Origin of the sequence: Shewanella submarina (assembly GCF_042646185.1) — a bacterium.
Lineage (GTDB): Bacteria > Pseudomonadota > Gammaproteobacteria > Enterobacterales > Shewanellaceae > Shewanella > Shewanella corallii.
Genome location: NZ_JBHRTD010000012.1, coordinates 95,480 through 121,828, shown reverse-complemented (window position 1 = coordinate 121,828; position 26,349 = coordinate 95,480). Strand labels below are relative to the sequence as shown.

Annotated in this window: 25 protein-coding genes; 17 read left to right on the top strand and 8 right to left on the bottom strand. The window is 51.1% G+C overall.

The window, feature by feature from the left end:
• Nucleotides 1-458: 458 nt before the first annotated feature.
• Nucleotides 459-2,678 carry an NADP-dependent isocitrate dehydrogenase gene (locus tag ACFOE0_RS09500; protein WP_248935651.1) on the top strand — a complete coding sequence of 740 codons (2,220 nt, stop codon included), beginning with the start codon at nt 459-461 and terminating at the stop codon, nt 2,676-2,678.
• Nucleotides 2,679-2,843: 165 nt separating this feature from the next.
• Here ACFOE0_RS09500 and cspD read toward each other — a convergent pair whose 3' ends face one another.
• Nucleotides 2,844-3,050 carry a cold shock domain-containing protein CspD gene (gene cspD, locus ACFOE0_RS09495; protein WP_115138985.1) on the bottom strand — a complete coding sequence of 69 codons (207 nt, stop codon included), beginning with the start codon at nt 3,048-3,050 and terminating at the stop codon, nt 2,844-2,846.
• Nucleotides 3,051-3,243: 193 nt separating this feature from the next.
• Here cspD and clpS point away from each other — a divergent pair, with 193 nt between their 5' ends.
• Nucleotides 3,244-3,552, top strand: coding sequence for an ATP-dependent Clp protease adapter ClpS (gene clpS, locus ACFOE0_RS09490; RefSeq protein ID WP_248935650.1), 309 nt, complete (start codon nt 3,244-3,246; stop codon nt 3,550-3,552).
• A gap of 31 nt (nt 3,553-3,583) precedes the next feature.
• Complete coding sequence (gene clpA / locus ACFOE0_RS09485; protein ID WP_248935649.1) at nt 3,584-5,851, top strand: ATP-dependent Clp protease ATP-binding subunit ClpA; 2,268 nt, start codon at nt 3,584-3,586, stop codon at nt 5,849-5,851.
• A 111-nt stretch (nt 5,852-5,962) separates the two neighbouring features.
• Here the strand turns inward: clpA and infA are convergent, their stop codons facing one another.
• The 3 genes from infA to aat form a co-directional block, all read right to left on the bottom strand.
• Nucleotides 5,963-6,181, bottom strand: coding sequence for a translation initiation factor IF-1 (infA, locus tag ACFOE0_RS09480; protein ID WP_006081934.1), 219 nt, complete (start codon nt 6,179-6,181; stop codon nt 5,963-5,965).
• Nucleotides 6,182-6,266: 85 nt separating this feature from the next.
• Nucleotides 6,267-6,968 (bottom strand): arginyltransferase, encoded by a 702-nt coding sequence (locus ACFOE0_RS09475; RefSeq protein WP_248935648.1) that lies wholly within the window; start codon nt 6,966-6,968, stop codon nt 6,267-6,269.
• Nucleotides 6,955-7,668: a leucyl/phenylalanyl-tRNA--protein transferase gene (aat, locus tag ACFOE0_RS09470; protein WP_248935647.1), complete on the bottom strand. Its 714-nt coding sequence runs from the start codon at nt 7,666-7,668 to the stop codon at nt 6,955-6,957. Before aat ends, ACFOE0_RS09475 begins: the two co-directional genes overlap by 14 nt.
• A 52-nt stretch (nt 7,669-7,720) precedes the next feature.
• Here aat and ACFOE0_RS09465 point away from each other — a divergent pair, with 52 nt between their 5' ends.
• The gene (locus tag ACFOE0_RS09465; protein WP_248935646.1) at nt 7,721-8,185 is read left to right on the top strand and encodes an outer membrane lipoprotein; all 465 of its coding nucleotides are present in this window, start codon (nt 7,721-7,723) and stop codon (nt 8,183-8,185) included.
• Nucleotides 8,186-8,260: 75 nt separating this feature from the next.
• Here the strand turns inward: ACFOE0_RS09465 and ACFOE0_RS09460 are convergent, their stop codons facing one another.
• Nucleotides 8,261-8,605 carry a hypothetical protein gene (locus tag ACFOE0_RS09460; RefSeq protein WP_248935645.1) on the bottom strand — a complete coding sequence of 115 codons (345 nt, stop codon included), beginning with the start codon at nt 8,603-8,605 and terminating at the stop codon, nt 8,261-8,263.
• A gap of 228 nt (nt 8,606-8,833) precedes the next feature.
• Between ACFOE0_RS09460 and ACFOE0_RS09455 the strand changes: the two genes are divergently transcribed.
• On the top strand, nt 8,834-9,586 hold the full coding sequence (locus ACFOE0_RS09455; protein ID WP_248935644.1) for a Nif3-like dinuclear metal center hexameric protein: 753 nt from the start codon (nt 8,834-8,836) through the stop codon (nt 9,584-9,586).
• 47 nt (nt 9,587-9,633) lie between these two features.
• Here ACFOE0_RS09455 and ACFOE0_RS09450 read toward each other — a convergent pair whose 3' ends face one another.
• Complete coding sequence (locus ACFOE0_RS09450; RefSeq protein WP_248935643.1) at nt 9,634-11,157, bottom strand: DUF3612 domain-containing protein; 1,524 nt, start codon at nt 11,155-11,157, stop codon at nt 9,634-9,636.
• Between the two features lie 158 nt (nt 11,158-11,315).
• Here ACFOE0_RS09450 and ACFOE0_RS09445 point away from each other — a divergent pair, with 158 nt between their 5' ends.
• From ACFOE0_RS09445 to ACFOE0_RS09425, 5 genes are all read left to right on the top strand, one after another.
• A complete protein-coding gene (locus ACFOE0_RS09445) occupies nt 11,316-11,825 on the top strand; it encodes a malate synthase (protein ID WP_248935642.1) in 510 nt (169 codons plus the stop codon).
• A 227-nt stretch (nt 11,826-12,052) separates the two neighbouring features.
• Nucleotides 12,053-13,759, top strand: coding sequence for an NAD(P)H-dependent oxidoreductase subunit E (locus ACFOE0_RS09440; RefSeq protein ID WP_248935641.1), 1,707 nt, complete (start codon nt 12,053-12,055; stop codon nt 13,757-13,759).
• Nucleotides 13,749-16,508 (top strand): formate dehydrogenase subunit alpha, encoded by a 2,760-nt coding sequence (gene fdhF / locus ACFOE0_RS09435; RefSeq protein ID WP_248935640.1) that lies wholly within the window; start codon nt 13,749-13,751, stop codon nt 16,506-16,508. The genes ACFOE0_RS09440 and fdhF overlap by 11 nt, the downstream gene beginning before the upstream one ends.
• Nucleotides 16,509-16,531: 23 nt before the next feature.
• Nucleotides 16,532-16,960: a GNAT family N-acetyltransferase gene (locus tag ACFOE0_RS09430; protein ID WP_248935639.1), complete on the top strand. Its 429-nt coding sequence runs from the start codon at nt 16,532-16,534 to the stop codon at nt 16,958-16,960.
• A gap of 9 nt (nt 16,961-16,969) precedes the next feature.
• On the top strand, nt 16,970-17,338 hold the full coding sequence (locus tag ACFOE0_RS09425) for a cupin domain-containing protein (RefSeq protein ID WP_248935638.1): 369 nt from the start codon (nt 16,970-16,972) through the stop codon (nt 17,336-17,338).
• A 240-nt stretch (nt 17,339-17,578) separates the two neighbouring features.
• Here ACFOE0_RS09425 and ACFOE0_RS09420 read toward each other — a convergent pair whose 3' ends face one another.
• Both ACFOE0_RS09420 and metG read right to left on the bottom strand, forming a co-directional pair.
• Nucleotides 17,579-18,079 (bottom strand): HPP family protein, encoded by a 501-nt coding sequence (locus ACFOE0_RS09420; protein WP_248935637.1) that lies wholly within the window; start codon nt 18,077-18,079, stop codon nt 17,579-17,581.
• A gap of 222 nt (nt 18,080-18,301) precedes the next feature.
• Nucleotides 18,302-20,323: a methionine--tRNA ligase gene (gene metG / locus ACFOE0_RS09415; protein WP_248935636.1), complete on the bottom strand. Its 2,022-nt coding sequence runs from the start codon at nt 20,321-20,323 to the stop codon at nt 18,302-18,304.
• A 160-nt stretch (nt 20,324-20,483) separates the two neighbouring features.
• Between metG and apbC the strand changes: the two genes are divergently transcribed.
• Genes apbC through holB form a run of 7 tightly spaced genes read left to right on the top strand, consistent with a single transcriptional unit; the run spans nt 20,484 to nt 26,347 of the window.
• Nucleotides 20,484-21,608 carry an iron-sulfur cluster carrier protein ApbC gene (apbC, locus tag ACFOE0_RS09410; protein ID WP_248935635.1) on the top strand — a complete coding sequence of 375 codons (1,125 nt, stop codon included), beginning with the start codon at nt 20,484-20,486 and terminating at the stop codon, nt 21,606-21,608.
• 9 nt (nt 21,609-21,617) lie between these two features.
• The gene (gene udk / locus ACFOE0_RS09405) at nt 21,618-22,256 is read left to right on the top strand and encodes a uridine kinase (protein WP_115138397.1); all 639 of its coding nucleotides are present in this window, start codon (nt 21,618-21,620) and stop codon (nt 22,254-22,256) included.
• A gap of 50 nt (nt 22,257-22,306) precedes the next feature.
• Nucleotides 22,307-22,891: a dCTP deaminase gene (gene dcd / locus ACFOE0_RS09400; RefSeq protein ID WP_248935634.1), complete on the top strand. Its 585-nt coding sequence runs from the start codon at nt 22,307-22,309 to the stop codon at nt 22,889-22,891.
• Between the two features lie 14 nt (nt 22,892-22,905).
• Nucleotides 22,906-23,709 (top strand): aminodeoxychorismate lyase, encoded by an 804-nt coding sequence (gene pabC, locus ACFOE0_RS09395; protein WP_248935633.1) that lies wholly within the window; start codon nt 22,906-22,908, stop codon nt 23,707-23,709.
• 39 nt (nt 23,710-23,748) lie between these two features.
• On the top strand, nt 23,749-24,759 hold the full coding sequence (mltG, locus tag ACFOE0_RS09390) for an endolytic transglycosylase MltG (RefSeq protein WP_248935632.1): 1,011 nt from the start codon (nt 23,749-23,751) through the stop codon (nt 24,757-24,759).
• On the top strand, nt 24,759-25,379 hold the full coding sequence (gene tmk, locus ACFOE0_RS09385) for a dTMP kinase (protein ID WP_248935631.1): 621 nt from the start codon (nt 24,759-24,761) through the stop codon (nt 25,377-25,379). The genes mltG and tmk overlap by 1 nt, the downstream gene beginning before the upstream one ends.
• Before the next feature lie 44 nt (nt 25,380-25,423).
• Nucleotides 25,424-26,347, top strand: coding sequence for a DNA polymerase III subunit delta' (gene holB, locus ACFOE0_RS09380; RefSeq protein ID WP_248935630.1), 924 nt, complete (start codon nt 25,424-25,426; stop codon nt 26,345-26,347).
• Nucleotides 26,348-26,349 lie beyond the last annotated feature (2 nt).

Sequence of the window (26,349 nt, the reverse complement as noted above, 5' to 3'; positions counted from 1 at the left end):
ACCCGTCAATAGTGTGAATACCAAAGTTATTGGTCTATTGGGCCTTAGCAAATGGGTATTCGGCGCTAAGCAGTTGCTCTTGTTCGATTCCACTTTGGTCATAGTTACCCTGGCGTGGATTTGAATTAGAGTTTACGGGCCGTCATACAGGGCGAAGCCAACCCATGGATACTGCAAGTTACGGGCAGTAGAACATTTTCTTATGACGATTGAAGTTGTGGAATTTGAATCTGGCGTTGAATGCTCTATGATGACGGCCAACAAATGTGATCTCTGTGGAGAACAGCTGCTGTTTTGCGAGACTCGACCAGGGTAGGTTGGGGTCACAGACACCATAGCCTTCAGGCAACCTTTCCCGACTGGTCCAGCAATAATAATGGAAGGACTGCTGCGTCACTTCCTACATAAAAATCGCAAGTCATACAATTTATTACAATCACTGTACTGTAGGACGAGAAATGAAAGATAACCCAACTATTATCTATACGGAGACGGATGAAGCTCCAGCCCTGGCGACGTATTCTCTGCTGCCCATCATTAAATCTTTTACTCAGGTTGCGGGTATTAATGTCGAAACCCGCGACATTTCCCTGTCAGGTCGTGTTATTGCCTGCTTCCCCGAATTGCTGACTGAAGAGCAGCGTATCGGTGACCACCTTGCAGAGCTGGGCGAACTGGCGAAAACGCCTGGCGCCAACATTATCAAGCTGCCAAATATCTCTGCATCTATTCCTCAGTTGAAAGCCTGTATTAAAGAGTTGCAGGACAAAGGCTATGCATTGCCTGAGTATCCTGATGAGCCGAAGACTGATGAAGAACGTGCCATCAAGGCGACCTATGACAAGGTGAAGGGCAGCGCGGTAAACCCGGTACTGCGTGAAGGTAACTCAGACCGTCGCGCCCCAGGTTCAGTCAAGAACTATGCCCGCAAGAATCCTCACTCCATGGGTAAGTGGGTGTCTGACTCCAAGTCTCACGTGGCTCATATGGAAGCCGGTGATTTCTATGGCAGCGAGCAGTCTGTGACTGTTGATGCTGCAACAGAAGTTTCAATTGTGCTGGAGCGGGCTGATGGCAACACTCAGACTCTCAAGCAGGGTCTGTCACTGCAGGCCGGTGAGATTATTGACTCTGCAGTGATGAGCAAGAAAGCCCTGAATGCCTTCTTCGAAAAAGAGATTGCGGCGGCTAAGGCAGAAGGTGTACTGCTGTCACTGCACCTGAAGGCCACTATGATGAAGGTATCTGACCCCATCATGTTTGGTCACTGTGTGAAGGCCTACTACAAAGCGGCTTTTGATAAGCACGCCGCCCTGTTTGAAGAGCTGGGTGTAGACGTGAACAATGGTATTGGCGATGCCTATGCCAAGATCCAGACGCTGGACGATGCCAAGCGTGCCGAAGTAGAAGCGGATCTGAATGCTGTCTATGACGTGCAGCCACCACTTGCCATGGTGAACTCTGATAAGGGCATTACCAACCTGCATGTACCAAGTGACATTATTATTGATGCGTCCATGCCTGCGGCGATTCGTTCTTCCGGCCAAATGTGGGGCCCGGATGGCAAGCTGAAAGACACCAAGTGCATGATCCCTGATCGCTGCTATGCCGGTGTTTATCAGGAAACTATCAACTTCTGTAAAGACAATGGCGCGTTCGATCCATCTACCATGGGCAGTGTGCCAAACGTTGGTCTGATGGCTCAGAAAGCTGAAGAGTACGGCAGCCACGATAAGACCTTCGAAATTCCTGCCGCTGGTACCGTGAAAGTGGTGAATGCTGCCGGTGATGTGCTTATGTCTCATCAGGTAGAGGAAGGTGATATCTGGCGTATGTGTCAGGTCAAAGACGCTCCAATCCGTGACTGGGTGAAGCTGGCAGTAAACCGCTCACGCCTGTCCGATACTCCTGCGGTGTTCTGGCTGGATAAAAACCGTGCCCATGATGCTCAGCTGATCCGCAAGGTTGAAGCTTACTTGCAGGACCATGACACCAATGGTCTGGATCTGAGTATTTTGTCGCCGGTTGAAGCGACTCGCTTCTCTCTGGCCCGTATCAAAGAGGGTAAAGACACCATCTCTGTGACAGGTAACGTGCTGCGTGATTACCTGACTGACCTGTTCCCAATTCTGGAACTGGGTACCAGTGCCAAGATGTTGTCTATCGTGCCTTTGATGAACGGTGGCGGCCTGTTTGAAACCGGCGCCGGTGGCAGTGCGCCGAAGCACGTACAGCAGGTAGAGCAGGAAAACCACCTGCGTTGGGATTCTCTGGGTGAGTTCCTGGCACTGGGTGCTTCATTGGAGCATTTGAGCCGTTATGCAGATAACGCCCGTGCTCTGGTGCTGGCTAATGCCCTTGATCTGGCCATTGGTAAGTTCCTGGATGAGAACAAGTCTCCATCCCGCCGTGTAGGTGAGCTGGATAACCGTGGCAGCCACTTCTATCTGGGTCTGTACTGGGCACAGTCGCTGGCGGCACAAACAGAAGATGCCGAGCTGGCCGCTCACTTCGCTCCGGTTGCTGAAGCAATGGCTGCTAATGAGACTAAAGTGGTCGATGAGCTGAATGCAGCTCAGGGTGTATCTGTGGATCTGGGTGGTTATTACCGTCTGAATGACGCCAAGGCCAATACTGTGATGCGCCCAAGCGCGACACTGAACAGCATTATTCAGTAAGCCTGAGGTTAGATAATGACAAAGAGCCGGTTAAGCCGGCTCTTTTTGTATCTGCACTTTGTGTATCTGAACAGAGTGAATGGTGTTAGCGCATAGGTACGCTGTTGTTTTCAGACATAAAAAAAAGCAGGACAGTGTCCTGCTTTTCACATCTTCTTCGCTCAATCACTTAACCGGACTGATGGCGGATGCATGCATGCCCTTGGGACCCTGTTCCACTTCGAATTGAACTGCCTGGCCTGCTTTTAGAGTTCGATAGCCTTCCATTTCGATCGTAGAATAGTGCGCAAAGACATCCTCACCACCTTCATCAGGGCAGATAAACCCGAATCCTTTGGCGTTGTTGAACCATTTAACAGTTCCGCTTGCCATACTTCCACTTCCTTCTGTTGTCTACTTCCCAGTAAGATAGTAAAACCTGATGAGCGATTCCCTAATCATCGCTCATTGAACAGAATGAGAGCAGCCAAATTAGATGTCAAGGGTAAATTAACATAAATACAACATTTGGTTAATTTTTTGTTGTCAATTGGTGGCGGCGTATTTCAGAGGCTAAAATAAACGCATGGGTAAAACAGGAAATATCGAACGGGTTGAGTCAAAGTCCGAAACCGAGTTGATGCCACCCTCTATGTATAAGGTGGTACTTAATAATGATGACTACACCCCGATGGATTTTGTCGTCGAGGTTTTACAGATGTTCTTCAACATGAATGAACAGCAAGCGACCGATATCATGCTGACCATTCACTATCAGGGCAAAGCTATTTGCGGTGTATTTCCGTTTGGCATTGCAGAAACAAAGGTGATCCAGGTCAATCAATTTGCAAGGGAAAACCAACATCCGTTACTGTGTTCATTGGAGAAGGCGTGATTTCAGCGCTGAGTACAATTGAGGGGGGCCTATGCTGAATAAAGATCTTGAAGTAACCCTGAACCTGGCGTTTCAGCAGGCCAGAGATTCCCGTCATGAGTATATGACGGTGGAACATTTGCTGTTGGCACTGATCGATAATCCGGCGGCGCAGGAAGCGCTGATCGCATGTGGTGCCAATCTCGATAAACTCAGGGATGAAGTCGCAACATTTATCAGTCAAACCACTCCTATTCTTCCAGAGCCTGAAGATGGAAGGGAGACTCAACCAACACTGGGATTCCAGCGGGTGTTGCAGCGCGCAGTATTCCATGTGCAGTCATCCGGTCGTCAGGAAGTGACTGGCGCCAATGTGTTGGTCGCCATTTTCAGTGAGCAGGAATCACAGGCTGTATACCTGTTACGTCGCAGTGACATTACCCGTTTAGATATAGTCAATTATATCTCCCACGGTTTCAGCAAATCTGAAGATGAGGATATGTCTTCACTGGAGCAGGAGCGTGAGGATGACGATTCCGCTGAGTTGAGCGAAGAGCGCAGCATGTTGTCGCAATTTTCTGCCAATCTGAACGAAATGGTAGAGCAGGGACATATTGATCCACTTATCGGTCGGGAACAGGAAGTCGAGCGGGCCATTCAGATCCTTTGCCGTCGTCGCAAGAATAACCCTCTGCTGGTGGGTGAGGCCGGGGTTGGTAAAACCGCGATAGCCGAAGGCCTGGCTTACCGTATTGTTAATCAGCAGGTGCCGGAGGTGATGGCACAGACTACTGTCTATTCTCTGGACATGGGAGCCCTGCTGGCCGGTACCAAATACCGCGGTGACTTCGAGAAGCGATTCAAGAACCTGCTTAAAGAGCTGGCGGCAGACGAGAACAGTATTCTGTTTATCGATGAAATCCACACGATTATCGGTGCCGGTGCGGCTTCCGGTGGCGTGATGGATGCCTCCAACTTATTGAAACCTTTGCTGTCCAGCGGTCGTCTGAGATGCATGGGGTCAACGACTTTCCAGGAATATCAGACTATTTTTGAGAAGGACAGGGCACTGGCCCGTCGTTTCCAGAAAGTGGATATCAATGAACCCAGCGTGGATGAAACCACCAAGATCCTGCAGGGGCTGAAGAGCAAGTATGAGGAGTACCACAAGGTCAGGTACACACTCGCAGCCTTGTCCAGTGCAGCCAGCCTGTCTGCCAAGCATATCAATGACAGGCAACTGCCGGATAAAGCGATTGATGTGATTGATGAAGCTGGTGCGCGAATGGCGATGCAGCCACCGAGCAAGCGCAAGAAGACCATTGGCCAGTCTGAGATTGAGTCTATTATTGCGCGTATTGCCCGGATCCCGGAGAAATCGGTATCCGCCACTGAGAAGGACACGCTCAAGAACCTTGAACGTAATCTTAAGATGGTGGTGTTCGGTCAGGACAAGGCGATTGAGACCCTGAGTGCGGCCATTCGCCTGTCTCGCAGCGGTTTGGGGACGGATAAGAAGCCTGTCGGTAGCTTCTTGTTTGCGGGCCCAACGGGTGTGGGTAAGACAGAAGTGACCAATCAGTTGGCGTCCTGTCTTGGTATGCAGCTGGTACGCTTTGATATGTCGGAGTATATGGAGAGTCATACCGTATCCCGCTTGATTGGCGCACCTCCGGGTTATGTTGGTTATGATCAGGGCGGTTTGCTGACCGATGCCGTGATTAAGAACCCACACTGTGTGGTCTTGCTGGATGAGATTGAAAAGGCTCACCCGGATGTGTACAACCTGCTGCTGCAGGTAATGGACCACGGTACCCTGACTGATAATAACGGTCGTAAGGCGGACTTCCGCCATGTGACTCTGGTGATGACCACCAACGCAGGTGTCCAGGAAACGATTCGCAAGTCGATTGGTTTCCAGCAGCAGGATCACAGTCAGGATGCCATGTCAGAGATCAACCGAGTGTTCTCTCCTGAGTTCCGCAACCGTCTGGATTCCATCATCTGGTTCAATCACCTGGATATGACAGTGATTGCCAAGGTGGTTGATAAGTTCCTGGTTGAACTGCAGGCGCAGCTGGACTCCAAGAGTGTGACCCTGGATGTGACCGATGAGGCCAGAACCTTGCTCGCAGAGAAGGGGTACGACAAGACCATGGGCGCCCGTCCAATGGCTCGTGTGGTGACAGATCTGATTAAACGCCCATTGGCGGATGAGATTCTGTTTGGCGAGCTTGAGCGAGGCGGTATTGCCAAAGTGGATGTTAAGCAAGGTGAGATTGTTATCGAAAGCAAGTCATTGGAAACGGTAACCAATTAATCCGTTGTTTGGATAACACAAAATGAAAATGGCTGCCCCAGGGCAGCCATTTTTTATCCGCTTACCAACTAAAAAACCCGGTGAAAACCGGGTTTTTCGGACTGGGTAATATTAACGCGCGCGGAAGACGATGCGACCTTTGGTCAGATCGTATGGAGTCAGCTGAACGGTAACCTTGTCACCAGTCAGAATACGGATGTAGTTTTTGCGCATTTTACCGGAGATGTGAGCAATAACCACATGACCATTTTCCAGTTCTACGCGGAACATTGTGTTAGGCAAGGTCTCCAGAATGGTGCCTTGCATCTCAATGTTGTCTTCTTTCGCCATTAATAATAAATCCCGTTAGCCTCGAATCTAAAAACTGCCGTATCATGCCGTAAATCTGACGTGCTGTAAAGAGTAACGCTTTGGCTTAACTGCCATATTGCCAACCTTGTCCGGTTAACAACTGGTAAGGTTGATAACGACGTTTGTAACACATTTTCACATTGGCATCGATTTGATATCCAAGGTAAAGAAACTCTTTATCCAACAATTTGGCCAGCCGACACTGGAGTAACACCATCAGATTTCCCAGTGATCGCTTCTCTTCATCCGGGTCAAAATAGGTATAAATGGCTGACAGGCTGTTGGGCAAATAGTCAGTCACTGCAACGGCTATCAACTTCTCCTTGTTAAACAGCTCTATATATCTTGGCTGCATCCAATTACAGGTAAGGAATTGAGCAAACTGCTCCTCGCTGGCGGGAAACATGGGGCCATCGAAGTGTCTCAGACGGATATATTTTTCATACAGGGGATAATGACTTTCTTCCACCTGTTCGGTTACCCGCCAGTGCAGATCTTTATTGCGGGACAGGGTTCTTTTTTGACTCTTACTTAATTTCAGCTCATTAACCGGAACGCGCACCGGCAGACAGGCGCTGCAGCTGGGGCATCTTGGTTTATAAATCGCATTGCCGCTGCGGCGAAACCCCAGCGCCAACAGGCGCTCAAAGATGGTGTCATCAACAGCTTCCTGAATAATCAGCAGTTGCTCCTGCTGATCCGGCAGATAATTACATTGATAGGGCTGGCTGATGCCAATCGCCACCTGAGTCTTAGTCGAGTTCAAGTGTTACCTCTTGGCGCTGCCAGCATGCCGGTGAGATGGTGCCATCACGAAATTTCTGCAGCAGAGTCAGAAATTCTGAGCGTTTAAAGGCTTGAGCGCCCAGAGACTCCAGATAAGGATTCATAATCTGGGCGTCAATCAGTCTGAAGTCATAGGCGGTGAGGTGTTGATCCAGCATAGCCATTGCTGCTTTGGATGCATTGGTTTGCTTGTGAAACATGGATTCTCCACAGAACACCTGACCAACGGCGATACCATAGAGTCCACCAATCAAGTCGCCATCCTGCCAGACCTCCAGAGAGTGAGCTTTTCCAGACTCGTGCATGGCAAAATAAGCTTGCTGTATATCTGGGCTTATCCAGGTGCCGTCCTGACCATCACGGGGAGCAGCACAGTTAGCCACCACTTCCTGAAAAGCGTGATTGACAGTAAAGTGCCAGTTAGTCTTCTTTAAATGCTTTATCAAGCTTCGGCTCAAATGCAGTTTACCGGGAATGAAAATCGCCCGGGGATCTGGTGACCACCAAAGTATAGGGTCATCTTCGTTAAACCAGGGGAAAATACCCTGATAATAGGCCTGACACAGTCGCTCTGTACTCAGATCGCCGCCAATGGCCAACAGACCATTGGGCTCACTTAATGCTTGCTCAGGATGCGGGAATTGACCTTGACTGGGATCCAGAAAAGACAGGGAGTTCACTATTGGGTATGCTCTTGTTACGGCCTATATATAAATTAGCGGATAATCAGCTATGTTGAAACCCAAGCCAGTGTTTTTGATGCTGTTCATGCTTATATTGTCACCGCTTGTTCAAGGCTATGAGCGCAATCAGGCTGTGCCGGTTGAGAAGGTGGTTTATGGCCAGGTGCAGTCGGTGAATCTGGTCACCAAAGAGGAGTTGGTGGCGGATCAGTATCATGGCTGGCGTACGTTCGGTGGAGCCTTGATTGGTGGTGTTGTAGGGCACCAGTTTGGTGGAGGCTCGGGTCAGGACGTTGCCACTGTGCTGGGGAGTTTACTGGGGGCTGCTATAGCCTCTGAACAGGGGGGGGATCGCATAGTTCAGTATCGGTTGGTTGAACTTCTGATTAAACAGGATGACGGACAACAGGTGATGGTGCTGCAGGATCCTGACCCCAGAGTGTCATTCCAGACCGGCGATGAAGTTCGGGTGGTTTATTTCCCCGGCTATGTACGGGTCGACCCGGCAATGTAGTCAGAGCGCATTTGCAACAGACATAAAAAAGGGCAGGCGATCCCTGAATCGCCTGCCCTTTAATTTGAATAGACTTTAAAAACCGCGTGGCAACTTGGCGTTCTGGCCAGCCAACTTTTGACGCCACAGCTCCTTTGGAGTCAAACCACCGTTACCGCTGGCAGCTTTTTTCGCTGGTGTTTTTTTCTTGGCTGGTGCTGCTTTCGCTTTTGGCTTGGCCGCTGCAGGTTTTTCCGCCGCAGGGGCTACAACTTCACCTTGCTCTTCCAACATGGCTTCCAACTCGCTGAAGCGCATGGACTTACCGCCATCGATTTTGAACCAGCTACCTTTTTGTTCAATGGTGACTGCCTTGCCTTCTTTTGCAGACAGTGCTGCTTCCAGCTTGCTGATTACCTCTTCTTTGGTCAGTTTTGACATAATTGGAACCTATTTTTTTAAAGTTTACTTGGAGGTTTGCGCTAATTTTAAAGGCTAAAGGCCTGAAAAGTCCAATTTTCCCCTCAAAAGCGACCGCTCAACACATATTTTGGTATGAACTCAATACAGATGAACTTAAAGCAAGGTGATGATTCATGCCGGTCCCGTATGGGGAAACGCGGGGAATTCGGTTACACTCACAAAAAAACACAACAGGCTTGAAAATCAATGAAAAGAGCAGAGCTGATCGCCTATTTGGCAGAGTTTCTTCAGGTAGACAAATTCAGGGATTATGCACCCAACGGGCTTCAGGTTGAGGGCTCGGAAGAGATCCATAAAATCGTGACCGGAGTGACGGCCTGTCAGCCTCTGATCGAGATTGCCGCCGAGCGTGGAGCAGACGCTTTGTTGGTTCACCATGGTTTTTTCTGGAAGAGTGAACCTGAGCAAATTGTGGGGATGAAACAAAGGCGCATTAAGGCGCTGCTGTTGAATGATATTAACCTGCTGGGGTATCACTTGCCGCTGGATGCTCACCCGGTTGTTGGCAATAATGCTACCCTTGCCAGGAAGCTGGGTATTCTTGACGCAGAACCCATAGAAGGTGTGGCACAGGGACTGATTTGGCGCGGCAAACTTGAATCAGCTGTAACTGCATCTCAATTTAAAGCCGATATTGCTGCTGCATTGGGGCGGGAGCCTCTGCATATCGGTACCGACGACAGAAAAGTGCAGTCTGTGGCCTGGTGCACAGGTGGCGCACAGGATTATCTGGATATTGCCGCTCAATATGGTCTGGATGCCTTTATTTCCGGTGAAGTCTCCGAGCGCACTTTCCACTCTGCCATGGAGCAGGGCATTGAGTACTACAGCGCCGGTCATCATGCTACTGAAAGCTATGGTATTCAGGCATTGGGTGAACACCTCGCCCGTGAGTTCGGGCTGGAGCACGAGTTTGTGGATATCAGCAACCCGGTCTAATCATCCGTTGTAGTTCTTACTAAGCCACCACATATTTGGGTGGCTTTTTATTTGTCGTGATGTTTGCCAGTTTTATAGCAGCTCGGGTCCCTTGGACATACCGCACCCCGGGAGCAAATCAGCCTGGCTTCGTTGTCTATGCCTCGCTCTATCCAATTGATATTTAAAATGCGGGCAACACTGATCAGACGCTGGCGGATACTTGCAGGAATAGCCACTGAGCCTCCCTTGCTTACACAGGCCTTTTTCAGATCTTCCGCCAGCTCCAGCGCATTACCATCCTGAGCATCGATGGCTGGGTTAAGGTCGATGCCGGCACACAGCACATGGGGGTTATCGGCAAGATCGCTCACTCTCAGGGATTCACAGCAATATATTCTGGGCTCACCGTTCACATTTAAAATGGAAATCTGTGCCGACGAGCCAGATTTTCCGGCTTCACTGATCATTCTGAATACGGCCCAGTGCTGACAGGGGTCCTCGACCTGACGCATATTTCCCCAGGGCAGAGGAATACCGTTGCCCCGATATACTGCTTTGAGTTTTCCCGGCGCATAAGCATCAAAATAGTGCCAATGAGGGTAGGGTGACGCGACGGTCATCCTGCGCATGGCTACTGAAGGCGATACCTCTATCTTTTTTTGGACGTCGATTTCATAGCCGTGCTGGTCCAGCAATTGTCTGTAAGGCACTCTGGGACACAGAATAGCCCCGGCAAAGAAACTGGCCTCAAAGTCCCGCCATGCGTGCAATATATCCTGAGGATTCGGGGTGGTGCTGAAGTCATTGCCGCTGTCTTCTACTCTTGAACGCCCCGCGCTTAGAGGGCTGCGACTGGCATCGACATTATGCAAGACACTGTGGCCCAGATGCACAGCCAGATCGTATTTAAGGCGGGTCGGGTGCTTTTTCAGTGCCTTATTCAGATAGACGACTCCCGGAGACTCAAAATAAGATGTGGTCAACCTGCCGGACAGTACACCGGCATCATCGGCAGTTCTGGTTGCCGATTCATCAAACCACTTGATGCGGACACCCTGACGTTTAAGCATGCCTGTCAGCTCTTCCACGGTAAGCCCAAGTTGCTTGTGGCCCACCTCTTCCGCGGCGCGCTCGAGATCAGGGAAGTGATTTTGGTGGTGTTCCTGGTGGGCACGGATAAGCAGATGAGCAAACTGTCTGCCGCTGATCCCCGTCTGAGACAGCATCTCGGGAATCGCGATTTGAAGAATGTCCTGTGAAAACAGAAAGCCGGGTTCCAGTGCCATACCGCTGATCCCGCCACGTTTTCCTTTCTCCGGGGTAATGGCATCCTGCTCGGGCATTTCATCCAGAAACCAGCCGATATCTTTTTGAAAAACTTCGGCGATCACCTCAAGCATCTGCTGACTGGGAACTCTTTTGCCCCTTTCAATCATAGACAGGTAGGAAACCGAAGGTGCAGATTCCGGGTTTACCCGGATGCACCTGGCAGACAGGTCCTCCATGGTTAAATGGTTACGTTTCCGAAGGTTACGTATTTTTGTGCCAAGGAAATGTGACTTTCGACCCAGGGTTTGTTCACTGCGCATATTTGTAAAATTCACATTGTAAAATTTTTATTGTGAAATTGTATCGAAAAGTTCGCTAGGCTACAAATTAAGCAATGACGGAAAGTATCCGACCTTTCATTGCTGAGATTGGGAAATGCCAGACGGCAAGATGATGACAGTGTAGCGAGGACAGAAAGATGAATATGACCATGATGCAACAGGAAGAACACAGAACACAAATAATGCAGCCGGTAACTCAAAACAGCCAGAATACCGAACTGCTGGACAGTGCCCGTCGTTTTCTGGACGAACATTGCCCACTGGAACATGGTTCTCATCAGGATGTTATCAGCTACGTAGTGTACTACCAGCACCTGTTGGCCTTTTTCGCCGACGGTAGCCAGACAGGGCTGCAGACCCCGGGCCAGTTTGTGGCCATGTCGGGTCACAAAGATGACCCAAGCGCGCTGGTATTTAAGGTGGGTGATATTCACATAGAAGTCAGCTTTGACCGCACCGCAGGTCGTGGCCGTGAAAATGCAGCCCATATTGAAGATATCCAAATTGAAACCAGCCTGACCAAGACTATCTCATGTCGCATCTGGCTCAGCCTGCTCCATGGCGCCAAATCTACCCAGAAGGTAGGTAATAAGGTGTTTACCGATAAAGATGGCGAAGATTACAGGCTGGAAACCCGGATGGGCTGAGGAAAGTATTCTCCCAACACTGACCATCTCAAATCAGGCGCTGCGGCGCCTTTTTTGATCCCGTAAAAACAGTTTTGTGTTTGTATCAATAATTACCCAATCCCCGTTCCTCTGCGGATCTGCACCATCAGCCCGGGTTTACCTGACACTTATAGTCTTGTTCCTGCACCAAATGCCTGATAACAATGTATTAACGAACGCTGACAGGCAAATCCGGCAGGGTGGTAATGAAGCATAGTAACAATGGAGACGCAGGCATTTGGAAATCCGCTTCCGGCAAGGGACGTAAAGGTCCTAAAGGCCGTCAGTTGGATGCGGCTGCTTATAACCAGGTGGTCGCATTGCTTGGTGATATGCCAAAAAGGCGAGACCTGTTGATTGAGTATCTTCACCGCATTCAAGACGCCTTTAACGGCCTGCAAAAAAAGCACCTTAAAGCCCTTGGCGAATGGCTTAATCTCCCTGAGTCAGAGGTTGCTGGCGTGGCCAGCTTTTACAGTCACTTTGACCTGCTCGATGATGATCAGCATCTGCCCGAAATCACCCTGAGAGTGTGTAATTCCCTTTCCTGTTGCCTTGCAGGCAGTGATCGGCTGGCCGGTGAGCTGCAGCAAGCCTGTGACCCGAATACTGTAAGAGTTCTGCGGGCTCCCTGTATGGGGCGCTGCAATCTGGCGCCAACAGTGTCAGTGGGGCGCACTCATATCGATAATGCAACGCCGGATAAAGTTATACAGGCTATTACTGGAAAACAATTCGAGCCCAGACTTCCTGACTATGAGTGTCTTGAACAATATCTGTTGGATGGCGGCTACCAGGTGTTCAAATCTCTTCAGCAAGGAGATGTTTCAGCACAGTCTCTGGAGCAACAGGTGCTTGACTCAGGCTTGCGGGGAATGGGAGGCGCAGGCTTCCCCAGTGGCCGTAAATGGAGCGCGGTGCGCTCAGAGCCCGGTCCAAGATATATGGCGGTAAACGCTGATGAGGGGGAGCCGGGTACCTTTAAAGACAGATATTATTTAGAGTCCAGGCCTCACCTGGTATTGGAAGGCATGCTGCTCGCCGCGTTGGCGGTTGAGGCTGAGAAGATCTACATCTATGTCAGAGACGAATATCCGGTCGCACTGAAAATTCTGGAAATTGAGCTTCACTCGCTGCAGCAGCAGGGATTAATACCCTGTGATTGGGTTGAGCTCAGAAGGGGAGCAGGGGCATATATCTGTGGTGAAGAGAGTGCCATGATTGAGTCAATCGAGGGCAAAAGGGGCCTGCCAAGACACAGACCCCCTTATGTGGCACAGCAGGGACTCTTTGGACTGCCAACACTGGTTCACAATGTCGAGACTCTTTACTGGACTGCCCGGATTTGTCGGGAGGGGCCCTCGGTGCTGGCGGATGTGGAGCACAATGGCAGAAACGGACTCAGAACCTATTCGGTATCCGGCAGAGTGAACAATCCGGGTATTTACATGTTGCCAAGCGGCAGCACCATTACTGACATCATAGCCGCAGCCGGAGGCATGTTGTCGGGCCATACTTTTACGGCGTATCAGCCCGGAGGGCCTGCGTCCGGCATATTACCCGCATCGCAAAATAATGTGCCGCTGGACTTCGATACCCTTCAGCCATTGGGCTCTCTGATTGGCTCTGCTGCCGTCGTCATACTCTCAGATAAAGACTCTGTGAAAGCTGCGGCCATTAATATGCTGGAATTTTTTCACCATGAAAGCTGTGGTCAATGTACGCCCTGCCGTGTTGGCTGCGGCAAGGCAGTCAGCCTGATGAAGATGGAGCACTGGGACAAAGCGTTGCTGGAGGAACTGGGCAGTGTAATGACAGATGCATCTATATGTGGGCTCGGGCAGGCTGCCCCCAATCCCTTCAGAACGGTAATCAGGTATTTCCCGGATGAGGTATCAAAGGATGCAGACTAAACAAAGTGGTCCGGTACGTTTTACTTTGGATGGTGCCCTGGTGACTGCAGCGCCGGATGAGACCATCTGGCAGGTCGCCAAACGCCTGGGCACAAGTATTCCCCACCTCTGTCATTCCGATAAGCCAGGCTATCGCGCAGATGGCAACTGCAGGGCCTGTATGGTTGAAGTTGAGGGCGAGCGCGTGTTGGCGGCCTCCTGCCTGAGAAAGCCTGTTGAAGGCATGAAGGTGTCCAGCCAGAGTCAGAGAGCAGACCGCGCGCGAAAGCTGGTGGTTGAACTCCTGCTGACAGATACCAACTCCCATCACAACACAGATTCAGAATTCAAAGTCCTGGCAGAACAACTCTCTGTCACAGCCAGTCGTTTTCCCAGGGGCGGCGGTGAGTCCCGCAATGCCGATTCCAGCCATGCAGCGATAGGCGTTCATCATGATGCCTGTATTCATTGCAATTTGTGTGTCAGAGCCTGTGATGAAGTGCAGGTGAATGGCGTAATTGCCATGGGCAATCGCGGTGAAGTGAGTCAAATCATCTTTGACCAGTTTGATGAAATGGGAAGCTCAACCTGTGTTGGTTGTGGTGAGTGCGTGCAGGCCTGTCCAACCGGTGCATTAATGCCATCTCGACTGCTGGAGTCTGATGTTGTAGGCCCCAACACAGAGACGGAAAAGTCAGTGAATTCGGTATGCCCCTTCTGCGGTGTGGGTTGCCAATTGGAGTACAGAGTTAAAGATGAGCAGATCCTGTATGTCGAGGGGCGTCAAGGTCCTGCCAACGAAGGCAGGCTTTGTGTAAAGGGCAGATTTGGTTTCGACTATATCCATCACCCTCACAGGCTGACCAAACCGCTTATCCGCCTTCCAAATTTACCCAAGGGGCTTAACGTCGACCCTGCAAATCCTTTGACTCACTTCAGAGAAGCCAGTTGGCAGGAGGCTTTGGAAGTAGCGGCTCAGGGACTTAACAGGCTCAAAAGTTTATATGGCGGGGAGAGTGTTTCCGGGCTGGGATCGGCCAAGTGCAGTAATGAAGAGGCGTATCTGTTTCAAAAGCTGATACGCCAGGGATTTGGCCATAATAATGTGGATCACTGCACCCGCCTTTGCCATGCCTCCTCTGTGGCAGCTTTGATGGAAAATATTGGTTCAGGCGCGGTCACAGCCACATTTAATGAGATTGAAAACGCCGATGTCGCTATTTTGATTGGTTGTAATCCCACAGAGAACCATCCTGTGGCTGCCACCTTCTTTAAACAGTTTGCGCGCCGGGGAGGCAAGCTGATTGTGATGGACCCCAGAGGAACGGCAATGAAGCGCTTTGCTTCCCACATGCTGCAGTTCAGTCCCGGGGCGGATGTGGCTTTGCTTAATGCCATGATGCATGTGATTGTCGAGGAGAATCTTCAGGATCAGCATTACATAGATAAACACACAGAGAACTGGATGGCTCAGAAGCAGCACCTGCAACGTTTCTCTCCTGAAGCAATGGCTCCCTTGTGTGGGATAGCACCCGCACAGATCCGCGACGCGGCCAGAACCTTCGCCCGGGGAAAAGCGGGCATGATTTTTTGGGGCATGGGGGTCAGTCAGCATGTTCATGGGACAGATAATGCCAGATGCTTAATCTCGCTGGCGCTGATGTGTGGACATGTCGGCAGACCCGGAACCGGGCTTCATCCGCTGCGGGGGCAAAATAATGTTCAGGGTGCCTCAGATGCAGGGCTAATCCCTATGTTCCTGCCCGACTATCAAAGCGTGGCGGAGGAACACGCCCGTGAGGCTGCTGAGTCTTTATGGGGGGATGGCGTCAAACTGAGTGCAGACAAAGGCTTGACTGTAGTGGAGATGATGGACGCCATCCACAGTGATGACATTCGCGGTATGGTGATTATGGGGGAAAACCCGGCCATGTCAGATCCCGATGTGGCGCATGCCAGAGCGGCGCTGGCCAGGTTGGATCACCTGGTGGTACAGGATATTTTCCTGACTGAAACTGCCTGTTTTGCCGATGTGATATTTCCGGCTGCGGCCTTCCCGGAAAAAACAGGCACAGTGACCAATACCAACCGCCAGGTACAGATGGGGCGTAAAGCGGTTGAGTCTCCCGGAGAGGCCAAAGAGGACTGGCTTATTCTGACTGAACTTGCCGATCATCTTGGGCTCAACTGGCAATACGGTTCGGTGGAAACCGTGTTCACAGAGATGAAGCGCTTGATGCCGTCACTGGATAATATCAGTTGGCAGCGGTTGGAGTCTGAAGACGCAGTCACTTATCCCTGCCATGGGGAGGAGCTACCCGGTGAGAGTGTGGTGTTTGCAGACAGTTTCCCGCGCAGCGGAGGAAGAGCCAGGTTTTCGCCGGCAGATCTGGTTCCCCCGGACGAAGTCCCCGATAACGAGTTCCCCTATATCATGACCACAGGTCGACAGTTGGAGCACTGGCATACCGGCAGTATGACGCGCCGATCGCGGGTGCTGGATGCGATAGAGCCCACGGCCAACTGCTCCCTGAATCCTGTGACGCTTAAGAGATTGGGGATTAATGCCGGTGAGAACATTAAGTTGGTCAGCCGCCGCGGTGAAATTGTTATGCAGGCCAGAGCTGACACAGGTGTGGCAGAGAATATGGTGTTTGTGCCATTCGCTTATGTGGAAGCGGCTGCCAACCTGTTGACCAACTCTGCGCTGGATCCCTACGGCAAGATCCCCGAGTTTAAATTTGCTGCGGTTCGGCTTGAGGTGGCGTAAACAACAAGAACATTGGAGGGATAATGGAGCAACCTGCGGAGTATAAGCTGGTGTGTGGTTCTCAGCTGATGGATAAGTCAGTGATTCACGATTATGTAAGTCGCAGCTATTGGGCAGAAGGTATCCCCCGTGCAGTGATGGATAAAGCTATCGATAATGCGCTTTGCTTTGGTGTGTTTAAAGCAGATGAGCAGGTGGCATTTGCCAGATTGATTACAGACGGAGCCACCTTCGCTTACCTTGCCGATGTGTTTGTTCTTGAGGAGCATAGAGGTAAAGGCCTGTCCAAACTGATGATGGATAAAATAATTTCCCATCCTGAACTGCAAGGGCTAAGACGAATGATGCTGGCAACACGGGATGCCCATGGCTTGTACCTCAAATATGGGTTCACGCCCTTGGTGGCGCCGGATACCTTTATGCAACTGTGGCAGCCGAATGTTTACGGATAGGAGTTGAACATGGACAAGGTCTCACCAGCGGTTGCTGAACATTATCACTGGGGTGAGGGAGCCGATGGATGGCATCTGGTTAAAACTGACAGTCTGAGTGTGATTCAGGAGAGGATGCCTGCTAACAGTCATGAGCAGATGCACCGCCACCAATATGCGACTCAGTTCTTCTATATCCTTAAAGGAAAAGCTGTCATGAGGTTCCTGCAGGAATCTGTTTTGTTGAAGGCGGGAGAGGGAATATTGATTGAACCGGGACGCTATCACCAAATGTGTAATGAGAGTACAGGTGAACTGCATTTTACCGTCACATCAACGCCACCTTCCCATGGAGATAGAGTCTTATTGAGTAGCACAAAGGGCTTAACTCAAGGTTAAAAATGATGGATTGTTTTGGCAAATCTGTGTTTTGCAACGATTCAAACTTTTGACTGCTTTGAACTTACAGGTGTACGCGGTACTGTGTGCTTGTCCGGTGCAGAATTTACCAACCCTGAGGTAAACCTGGTCGCAACATAGCGTGCTGGAGCGCCGCCGGGCGAGTACGCAAACTATAATAAAAAAATTGAACGGCCCCGCAGTGCAAACTGCGGGGCCGATTCATTTTGGCGCTAAAAATCACCGCTTAACTTTGTAAGGGTAAACATGTCCCGGGATCAGTCTGTGATAGAAGGTCGCCAGTGCCACAATGGCGAGTGTTCCCAAAAGGACTGGGTGCAGCAGAAACATCCAGTCGTGGTGCGCCCCCATCATAATCAGCAGCGGGTTACCGCCGGCAGGTGGATGAGTGGTGTCGGTGAGCAGCATAATAAACAGGCCACAACCGACTGCCAGCCCCAGAGTCAGCGGCGTAACGCTCAGGGTATTGATAAAGATCAGCCCCACAGTGGCGGTAATCAGATGGCCGAAAATGACATTTTTGGGTTGGGCCAAAGGACTTTGGTGTACACCAAATATCAGCACCATGGTTGCACCGAACGGGGCCATCAGTAGCCAATCACCATTAAAGGAGTGGTCTACAGCTGCCAGTGTCCAGATACAGAGGGCAGCACCCACAGCGGATATGGTCGCCGTCAACAGGCGGCTGTCTTTGAGTAAGGTCATCTTGTGCTCTTTCATCACGTTTCCTTCATCAGGCTTGTGACAGGAAAACACTGAGTCTGACGGCTGACTGCGTAGCTTGGCAAGGGCGATGGACGGATATTTAGATGAAGCTTAATTAAGTTCAATGACGCCACTGAACCGGGTCGTTAATGGAGTGGAGAAAACTGCCTGTAAAACAGATATAAAAAATCCCCTGCACCCGAATGAGTGCAGGGGATTGATATTTGAGCTTAAGGCTTACTTTACGCGCATACCAGGCTGGGCACCTTCATGTGGCTCAAGGATCCACAGATCTTTGCCACCTGGGCCGGCTGCCAGCACCATACCTTCAGACAGTCCAAAGCGCATCTTACGTGGAGCCAGGTTAGCCACCATTACGGTCAGCTTACCTTCCAGATCTTCCGGTGCATAAGCGGACTTGATACCTGCAAATACCTGACGGGTTTCACCGCCGATATCCAGCTGCAGCTTCAGCAGTTTGTTGGCTTCTGGTACGTGTTCTGCTTTGGCAATACGGGCAATACGCAGGTCAATCTTGGCGAAATCATCGAAGTTGATGGTTTCTGAGATTGGGTCGTCAGCCAAAGGACCAGTAGGCTTCTGCTCAGCCTGCAGGTTCTCTTTGGAGGCTTCAACCATAGCGGCAACCTTGTCCATATCAACACGCTGCATCATTGCTTTGAAGGTCGCGATTTCATGACCGGTCAGGTCCATACCCAGGTTGTCCCAGGTCAGTTCCAGCTGCATAAAGGCTTCAACATCTGAGCTCAGACGTGGCAGAACCGGCTTCAGGTAAGTTACCAGGATACGGAACAGGTTCAGGGCCACGGTACATACCTGATGGGCTTCTTCCTGTTTGTCTTCCTGCTTAACCAGCTGCCATGGCGCTGCATCCGCCACATAGGCGTTGGCGATATCGGCCAGCGCCATGATTTCACGCATCGCTTTGCCGTATTCACGGGTCTCGTAGAACTCGGCAATTTGCTCCTGCTTGGCCAGGAAGCTGTCTACCAGAGTGGTGTCTTCCAGTTTGGCCAGTTTGGCGTCAAAACGCTTGGTCACAAAACCTGCCGTACGGGAAGCCAGGTTCACCAGCTTACCTACCAGATCAGAGTTTACGCGCTGGGCGAAATCTTCCAGGTTCAGGTCCAGATCGTCGATACGGCTGGACAGCTTGGCTGCGTAGTAGTAACGCAGGTATTCAGGGTCCAGGTTATCCAGGTAAGTGCGTGCCTTGATAAAGGTACCCTTGGACTTGGACATCTTGGCACCGTTTACGGTCACATAGCCGTGGGCGTATACGCTGGTTGGTTGACGGAAATCAGCGCCGTGCAGCATGGCTGGCCAGAACAGGCTGTGGAAGTAAACAATGTCTTTTCCGATGAAGTGGTAAACCTCGGCGGTGGAGTCTTTCGCCCAGAACTCGTTGAAGTCCAGGTCGCCACGCTTGTCACACAGGTTTTTAAACGAGCCCATGTAGCCAACCGGTGCATCCAGCCATACGTAGAAGAACTTGCCCGGGGCATCGGGGATTTCAAAACCAAAGTATGGCGCGTCACGGGTGATATCCCACTGCTGCAGACCCTGCTCAAACCATTCGTTCAGCTTGTTGGCCATTTCAGACTGCAGGGCACCTGAGTGAGTCCACTCTTTGAGCATGCCTTCAAACGCAGGCAGGTCGAAGAAGAAGTGCTCAGTGTCCTTCATTACCGGAGTGGCTCCGGAAACCGCAGACTTGGGGTTGATCATCTCGGTTGGGCTATAGGTCGCGCCGCATACTTCACAGTTGTCGCCGTACTGATCTTCAGACTTACATTTAGGGCAGGTGCCCTTTACGAAGCGATCAGGCAGGAACATGGACTTTTCAGGGTCGAACAGCTGGCTGATGGTGCGGGTCTTGATATGACCTTTTTCACGCAGTGCCAGATAGATCTGGCTGGCCAGTTCGCGGTTCTCATCACTGTGAGTGCTGTGATAGTTATCGAAGGCGATGTTGAAGTCAGCAAAATCCTGCTGATGCTCAACAGCTACCTGGGCGATCATTTCTTCAGGAGCCATACCCAACTGCTGCGCCTTGAGCATGATAGGGGTGCCATGGGCATCGTCGGCGCAAATATAGTAGCATTCATGGCCGCGCAGTTTTTGATAACGTGACCAGATATCTGTCTGGATATACTCCAGCATATGACCCAGGTGGATAGGGCCGTTGGCGTACGGCAGTGCGCTGGTCACCAAAATTTTACGTTGTGTATTTGCCATTTTTTCTCAAAATCGTGTTGGTCCTGAAAATATTGGCCTAGATACTAACCGATTAATGTGGAATTTTCATCACGCCCCCGTCTAACTGAGCTATTTCTACACTAATGTTTTTGCCATTATCTGATACACTTGGCCAAATTCGTTTTCTGGGAGATGAAAATTGTCGTCAGCACTGCAGGAACAAGCCGTGGATTTCCAACTGGAACCGGCCTTGTTGTCTTCTGTATTGAGCATTCTGGATGCTTATATTGACCCTTATCTGGGGAAAGGCCTTATCTCTGCCAATTGTGTTCGTAAACTGGCACTTGATGGCAAACGCCTGCAAATGACCCTGGTGTATTCCTACCCCTGTCAGACTCAGTATCGCGATACTGTGATGGCGGTGACCAATCAACTGGCCAAACTCGATGCCATTGATGAGGTGGAATGCGAAATCGATTTTCAACCTGCCCAGACTTCAAGCGTCAATGTGGCGCCTATTCCTAACGTTAAACAGGTTGTGGCCGTGGCCTCTGGTAAAGGTGGTGTGGGTAAATCCACCACAGCTGTAAACCTGGCTTTGGCAATGGCCCAGGAAGGCGCCCGTGTAGGGATTTTGGATGCCGATATCTATGGTCCATCTATTCCCTTAATGCTGGGATTGACCGACTTCCGTCCTGTATCCCATGATGGCAAGACCATGACTGCCGCTGAAGCTTATGGTGTGGCAGCTCAATCTATAGGCTTTATGCTCACCGACGATCAGGCCGCCGTTTGGCGTGGACCTATGGCCGCCGGTGCATTGGCGCAGCTGCTGAATGAAACCAGCTGGCCGGAGCTCGACTATCTGTTTATCGATATGCCACCCGGCACTGGCGATATTCAGCTAACCCTGTCGCAAAAGGTGCCAGTCAGTGGCGCCGTGGTTGTGACAACTCCGCAGGACATCGCTCTAGCCGATGCCAGGAAAGGGATCACCATGTTCAACAAGGTGAACATTCCGGTTCTGGGCATTGTTGAGAATATGAGTTTCCACATCTGTAGTGAGTGTGGACACAAGGATCATCCATTCGGTACCCATGGCGGCAGCAAAATTGCCGAGCGTTACAATGTACCTTTGCTGGGGGCCTTGCCTCTGCAACTGGATTTGCGTGAATCTATGGACAAGGGGGCGCCTTTGGCCGTCGCCGAGCCTGACAGTGAAGTTGCCGGTATCTACCGGGAAATTGCCCGTAAAGTTGGGGCACAACTGGCCTTACAACATAGCCAGTCTCAGGTATCAATCAGCGTAGAAGACGACGAATAAGGTAGCCATATGAATTCTCCGCAATGTGTCATTATCGGTATCGCCGGCGCATCAGCTTCAGGCAAGAGCCTGATTGCGAAAACTATATACGAAGAGCTTTGCCGCGATCTGGGTACCAACCAGATTGGCGTAATTAATGAAGATGCTTATTACCGCGACCAGGGACATCTGTCCATGGAGCAGCGTGTACTGACCAACTATGACCATCCAATGGCGTTGGATCATGAACTCCTGTGTCAGCATCTGGAGCAACTGAAAGACGGTAACGCCGTCGATATTCCGGTTTACAGCTATAAAGAGCATACCCGTACCGAGGAAATCCAGACGATGACGCCAAAGAAGGTGATTATTCTGGAAGGTATTCTGCTGCTGACCGATCCTAAGTTGCGTGGTTTGATGGATGCTTCAGTATTTATGGATACACCGCTGGATATCTGTTTCCTGCGTCGTTTGACCCGTGATGTGGAAGAGCGTGGTCGCACCATGGAGTCTGTGATTTCTCAGTACCAAAAGACAGTGCGTCCAATGTTCCTGCAGTTCATTGAACCTTCCAAGCAGTATGCTGATATCATCGTGCCACGTGGTGGCAAGAACCGTATCGCTACCGATATCCTGAAGGCCCGTATTCAGCATTTGCTGGCCAAGTAAGGTTTTTGGGGCTTAAGCAGCCCGAGTGTCAAGGGAGTTAGAGACGAAAAATGCGCTTAACCGATATTGAAATTGAACAATGTCTGGACAACGAAACGATAGTGATTGATCCCCGTCCACCGGTGGAAGCGATCAGTGGCGTGAGTGTGGATGTACGTCTGGGTAACCAGTTCCGGGTATTCAAGGATCACACTGCACCATTTATCGATTTGAGTGGCCCGAGTGCAGAAGTTCAGGCTGCCCTTGACCGTGTGATGAGTGAGCAGATCACTATTGAAGATGGTGATGCTTTCTTCCTGCACCCGGGAGAACTGGCGTTGGCCGTGACCTATGAAAGTGTCACTCTGCCAGCAGATATCGTGGGTTGGTTGGATGGTCGTTCATCCCTGGCCCGCCTGGGGCTGATGGTACACGTGACTGCCCATCGTATCGATCCGGGTTGGCATGGCCGAATTGTGCTTGAGTTCTACAACAGTGGTAAGTTACCGCTGGCGCTGCGTCCTATGATGACCATTGGCGCGCTGAACTTCGAGCGTCTTAACGGTCCTGTGGCTCGTCCGTACAACAAGCGCAAAAACGCCAAGTACAAAGATCAGCAGGAAGCGGTTGCCAGCCGTATCAGCCAGGACTCCTGAAGGAATAGGTCTTGATGAAAGAAGTCTGGATTAACGACGTTAAGGACAGCGTCATTGACCCGGCAGACAGAGCTCTCGCCTATGGTGATGGCCTGTTTGCTACCATGAAGGTGAAACAGGGCCAAATCCAGTTTCTTGAGCAACATCTGCGCCGTCTCAGTGACGGCGCTGCGCGTTTGGGCTTTGCCTTTTCTGCCGGCGAGGCTTTGCTTTTCCGTCTCAATGAGCTGGCAACGCTGAATCCTGATGCCTGTATCAAACTTCTGCTCAGTCGGGGGAGTGGTGGTCGTGGTTATACGGCCCCCAGGTCGCCTGTCCCTTTGGTTATCCTGTCTGTATCACCTCTGCCCGCACATTACCTGCAATGGCAACAAAAGGGGGTTGGGCTTTGTAAGTCTTCAGTCGCCCTTGGGCGTCAACCGCTGCTGGCCGGGGTCAAACATCTTAATCGTTTGGAGCAGGTACTGATTAAAGCCCAGAGTTTGCCTCAGGGAATTGATGATGTCTGGGTCTGCGACAGCGATGGACTTCTGGTCGAGGGCAGCATGGGCAATCTGCTGCTGATATCCGGCAATCAGGTGTTGACGCCTGCTCTCAGCTTTGCGGGTGTATCTGGTGTCATGCGTGAGCAGGTTATCCATTCGCTGCTTGCTATGGGACTGAATGTCACCATGGGGCAAGTAACAGAGAGTGAGTTATTACTGGCAGATCATGTGCTGATGACAAACTCTTTAATGGGCGCCGTGCCGGTAACCCGTCTTGAAGACAGGGACTTAACCATTTGGCCCCGATTGTCCGAATTACAACAATTAATCTGAGCGAAATGCTTGATATAAAAGCCTGGTATTAAATCCGGTATGAAAACAATGAAACTGGTTTGGGGCGCAGTTGCGACCCTGATGACACTGATTTTGATCGCTGCGTTGGGTGCTTATTGGGGCCTGAAGCAGGTTGAGCAGTATGCTGCTGCGCCGCTGAATATCTCTGAGTCACAACAGCTTGAGATAGAGCCGGGCATCAATGTGCGCTCTTTGGTCAGAGATTTGGCCGCCGAGGGCATTACTGAAAACGACTGGCGCCTGAAGGCGCTGCTTAAGCTGCATCCTGAGCTGGCGGGGATACGTACTGGTCTGTATCAGATCGAGCCCGGCCAGACCCTGAGTGGCCTGCTGACGCAGCTTAACGAAGGCAAGGTGATGCAGTTCCCGCTGACACTGATTGAGGGGCGCACTATCGCTCAGTGGCGTGAAGAACTGGCCAATGCTGAGTATCTGAAACCCGAGCAGGATGTGTTTGCCAAAGTCATGGCTAAGCAGGGGGATACCGGCTTGGCGGAAGGGCGCTTCTATCCGGACACTTATCATTATGAAGCGGGACAAACCGCCGAAGAGCTGCTGACCCAAAGCTATTTGAAGATGCAGCAGGAACTGGCTGCCGCCTGGGAAGGTCGGGACAAGACCTTACCCCTTAAAACTCCCTATGAGCTGCTAACGCTGGCATCGATAATTGAAAAAGAGACAGCCAAGCAGGAAGAGCGTGGCTGGGTGGCGGCTGTATTTGCCAACCGTTTGCGTAAAGGCATGCGCCTGCAAACAGACCCAACCGTGATTTACGGTATGGGTGAGCGCTATCAGGGTAATATCACCAAGAAAGACCTGCGTGAAATGACCCCTTATAACACCTATCGAATTAATGGCTTGCCGCCGTCACCTATCGCTGCGCCGAGTAAAGCTTCACTGCTGGCCGCGGCCAACCCTGCGGATGTAGATTACCTCTATTTTGTGTCCCGCAATGACGGCAGCCATGTGTTTTCCAGAACCCTGAGAGAGCACAACAACGCAGTTAATAAATTTCAGAGAAACAGATAATGAGTCAAGCCAAGTTTATCGTAATTGAAGGTCTGGAAGGGGCGGGTAAATCCAGTGCTATCGCTCTGGTGAAGGACTTGATGGAGAAGCAGACCGGCAAGGCACCGGTTTGTACCCGCGAGCCGGGTGGCACTGTTCTGGCCGAGAAAATCCGCGACCTGGTCAAGATCGCCGAAGCGGATGATCCTTTATGTGATGAGGCGGAGTGCCTGCTGTTTTATGCGGCCCGTGCGCAACTGGTTGAAAATGTGATTAAGCCAGCCCTGGCTCGTGGTGAATGGGTGCTGGGCGACCGTCACAACCTGTCCTCCCTTGCCTATCAGGGTGGTGGCCGGGGCTTGATGCCATTGGTCAAAGCGATCAGCGACGCCACATTGAAAGGCTTCAAGCCTGATATCACCCTGTATCTGGATGTTCCTCCTGCGTTGGGGCTTGAGCGTGCAGCCAGCCGAGGCGAGTTGGACAGAATCGAGCAGCAGGCGCTGGAATTCTTTGACCGTACCCGGGAAACCTTCCTGGCGCTGGCAGCCGAAGATGACACTATTCATGTGATTGACGCCAGCCAGCCTATGTCTGAAGTGCACAAGGACATTCAGTCTGTGCTGCAGTCTCTGCTGTAATCAATAATCTTTTGTGATCAATAAAGAATGAGGCTTAAGCTGTGATGCGACATTCAGCTCATCTTCCCTGGTGTAATCCGGCATTTGACCGCACCGCCATGCAGATTTGCAAAGACACTCTGGGGCACGCTTTGTTGCTTGGGGTTGATGTGGCTCAGGGGGGAGAGTTGCTGGCACAGGATATTGCAGCGACCTCTTTGTGTCTGAATCCAACCCCTGCAGGGGCCTGTGGTCATTGTAAGTCATGCCATTTGGTGCAGGCCGGTAACCATCCGGATCTTTATGAGGTCAGGGCCGATGGCAATCAGATTAAAATTGATCAGATCCGGGAGCTGTGCATCAAGCTGACAGCCACGGCGCAGCAGGGCGGCCGCAGGGTCGCCATCATCTATGCCTGTGAGCGTATGAACCAGGCTTCTGCCAATGCTTTACTGAAAACCCTTGAGGAGCCGGGCAAGGATACCTTACTCCTTTTGCAATCCCAGACTCCTGGGCGTTTGCTGCCTACCATCGCCAGCCGATGCCAGAAGCTGGCCTTTGTCGCGCCGGATAAAGACACAGTGCAGAGCTGGTTACAGCAACAACATGGTGTGACTCAGGATATGACCTGGGTATTGCCCCTGGCTGGTGGCCCTTTGACGCTTGCTGATAGCCTGGGCAATGGCGATTACGAACGCTGGTTACAGTATCGTAAAGATTGGCGGGCAAGCCTGATTTCAGGGCATTTGACCGGCAGTTTGCTCGATATAAAAGAAGATCATATTATTGAATCACTTAAAGTACTTTATCTGGTACTTAGGTCGCGAATGATTCAACCGGGAAAGCTGGATGCTTTTGCGCTATCGCGAATTGCACAGTTGGCAGACAGCGTGATGCGCCACTGTCATCATCTGGAGACTATGGCCAGCGTCAATTACCTCGCGCTGTGCCAGAAATTTGTCCTAGAATATAAAGAGGTCACACAGTAAAC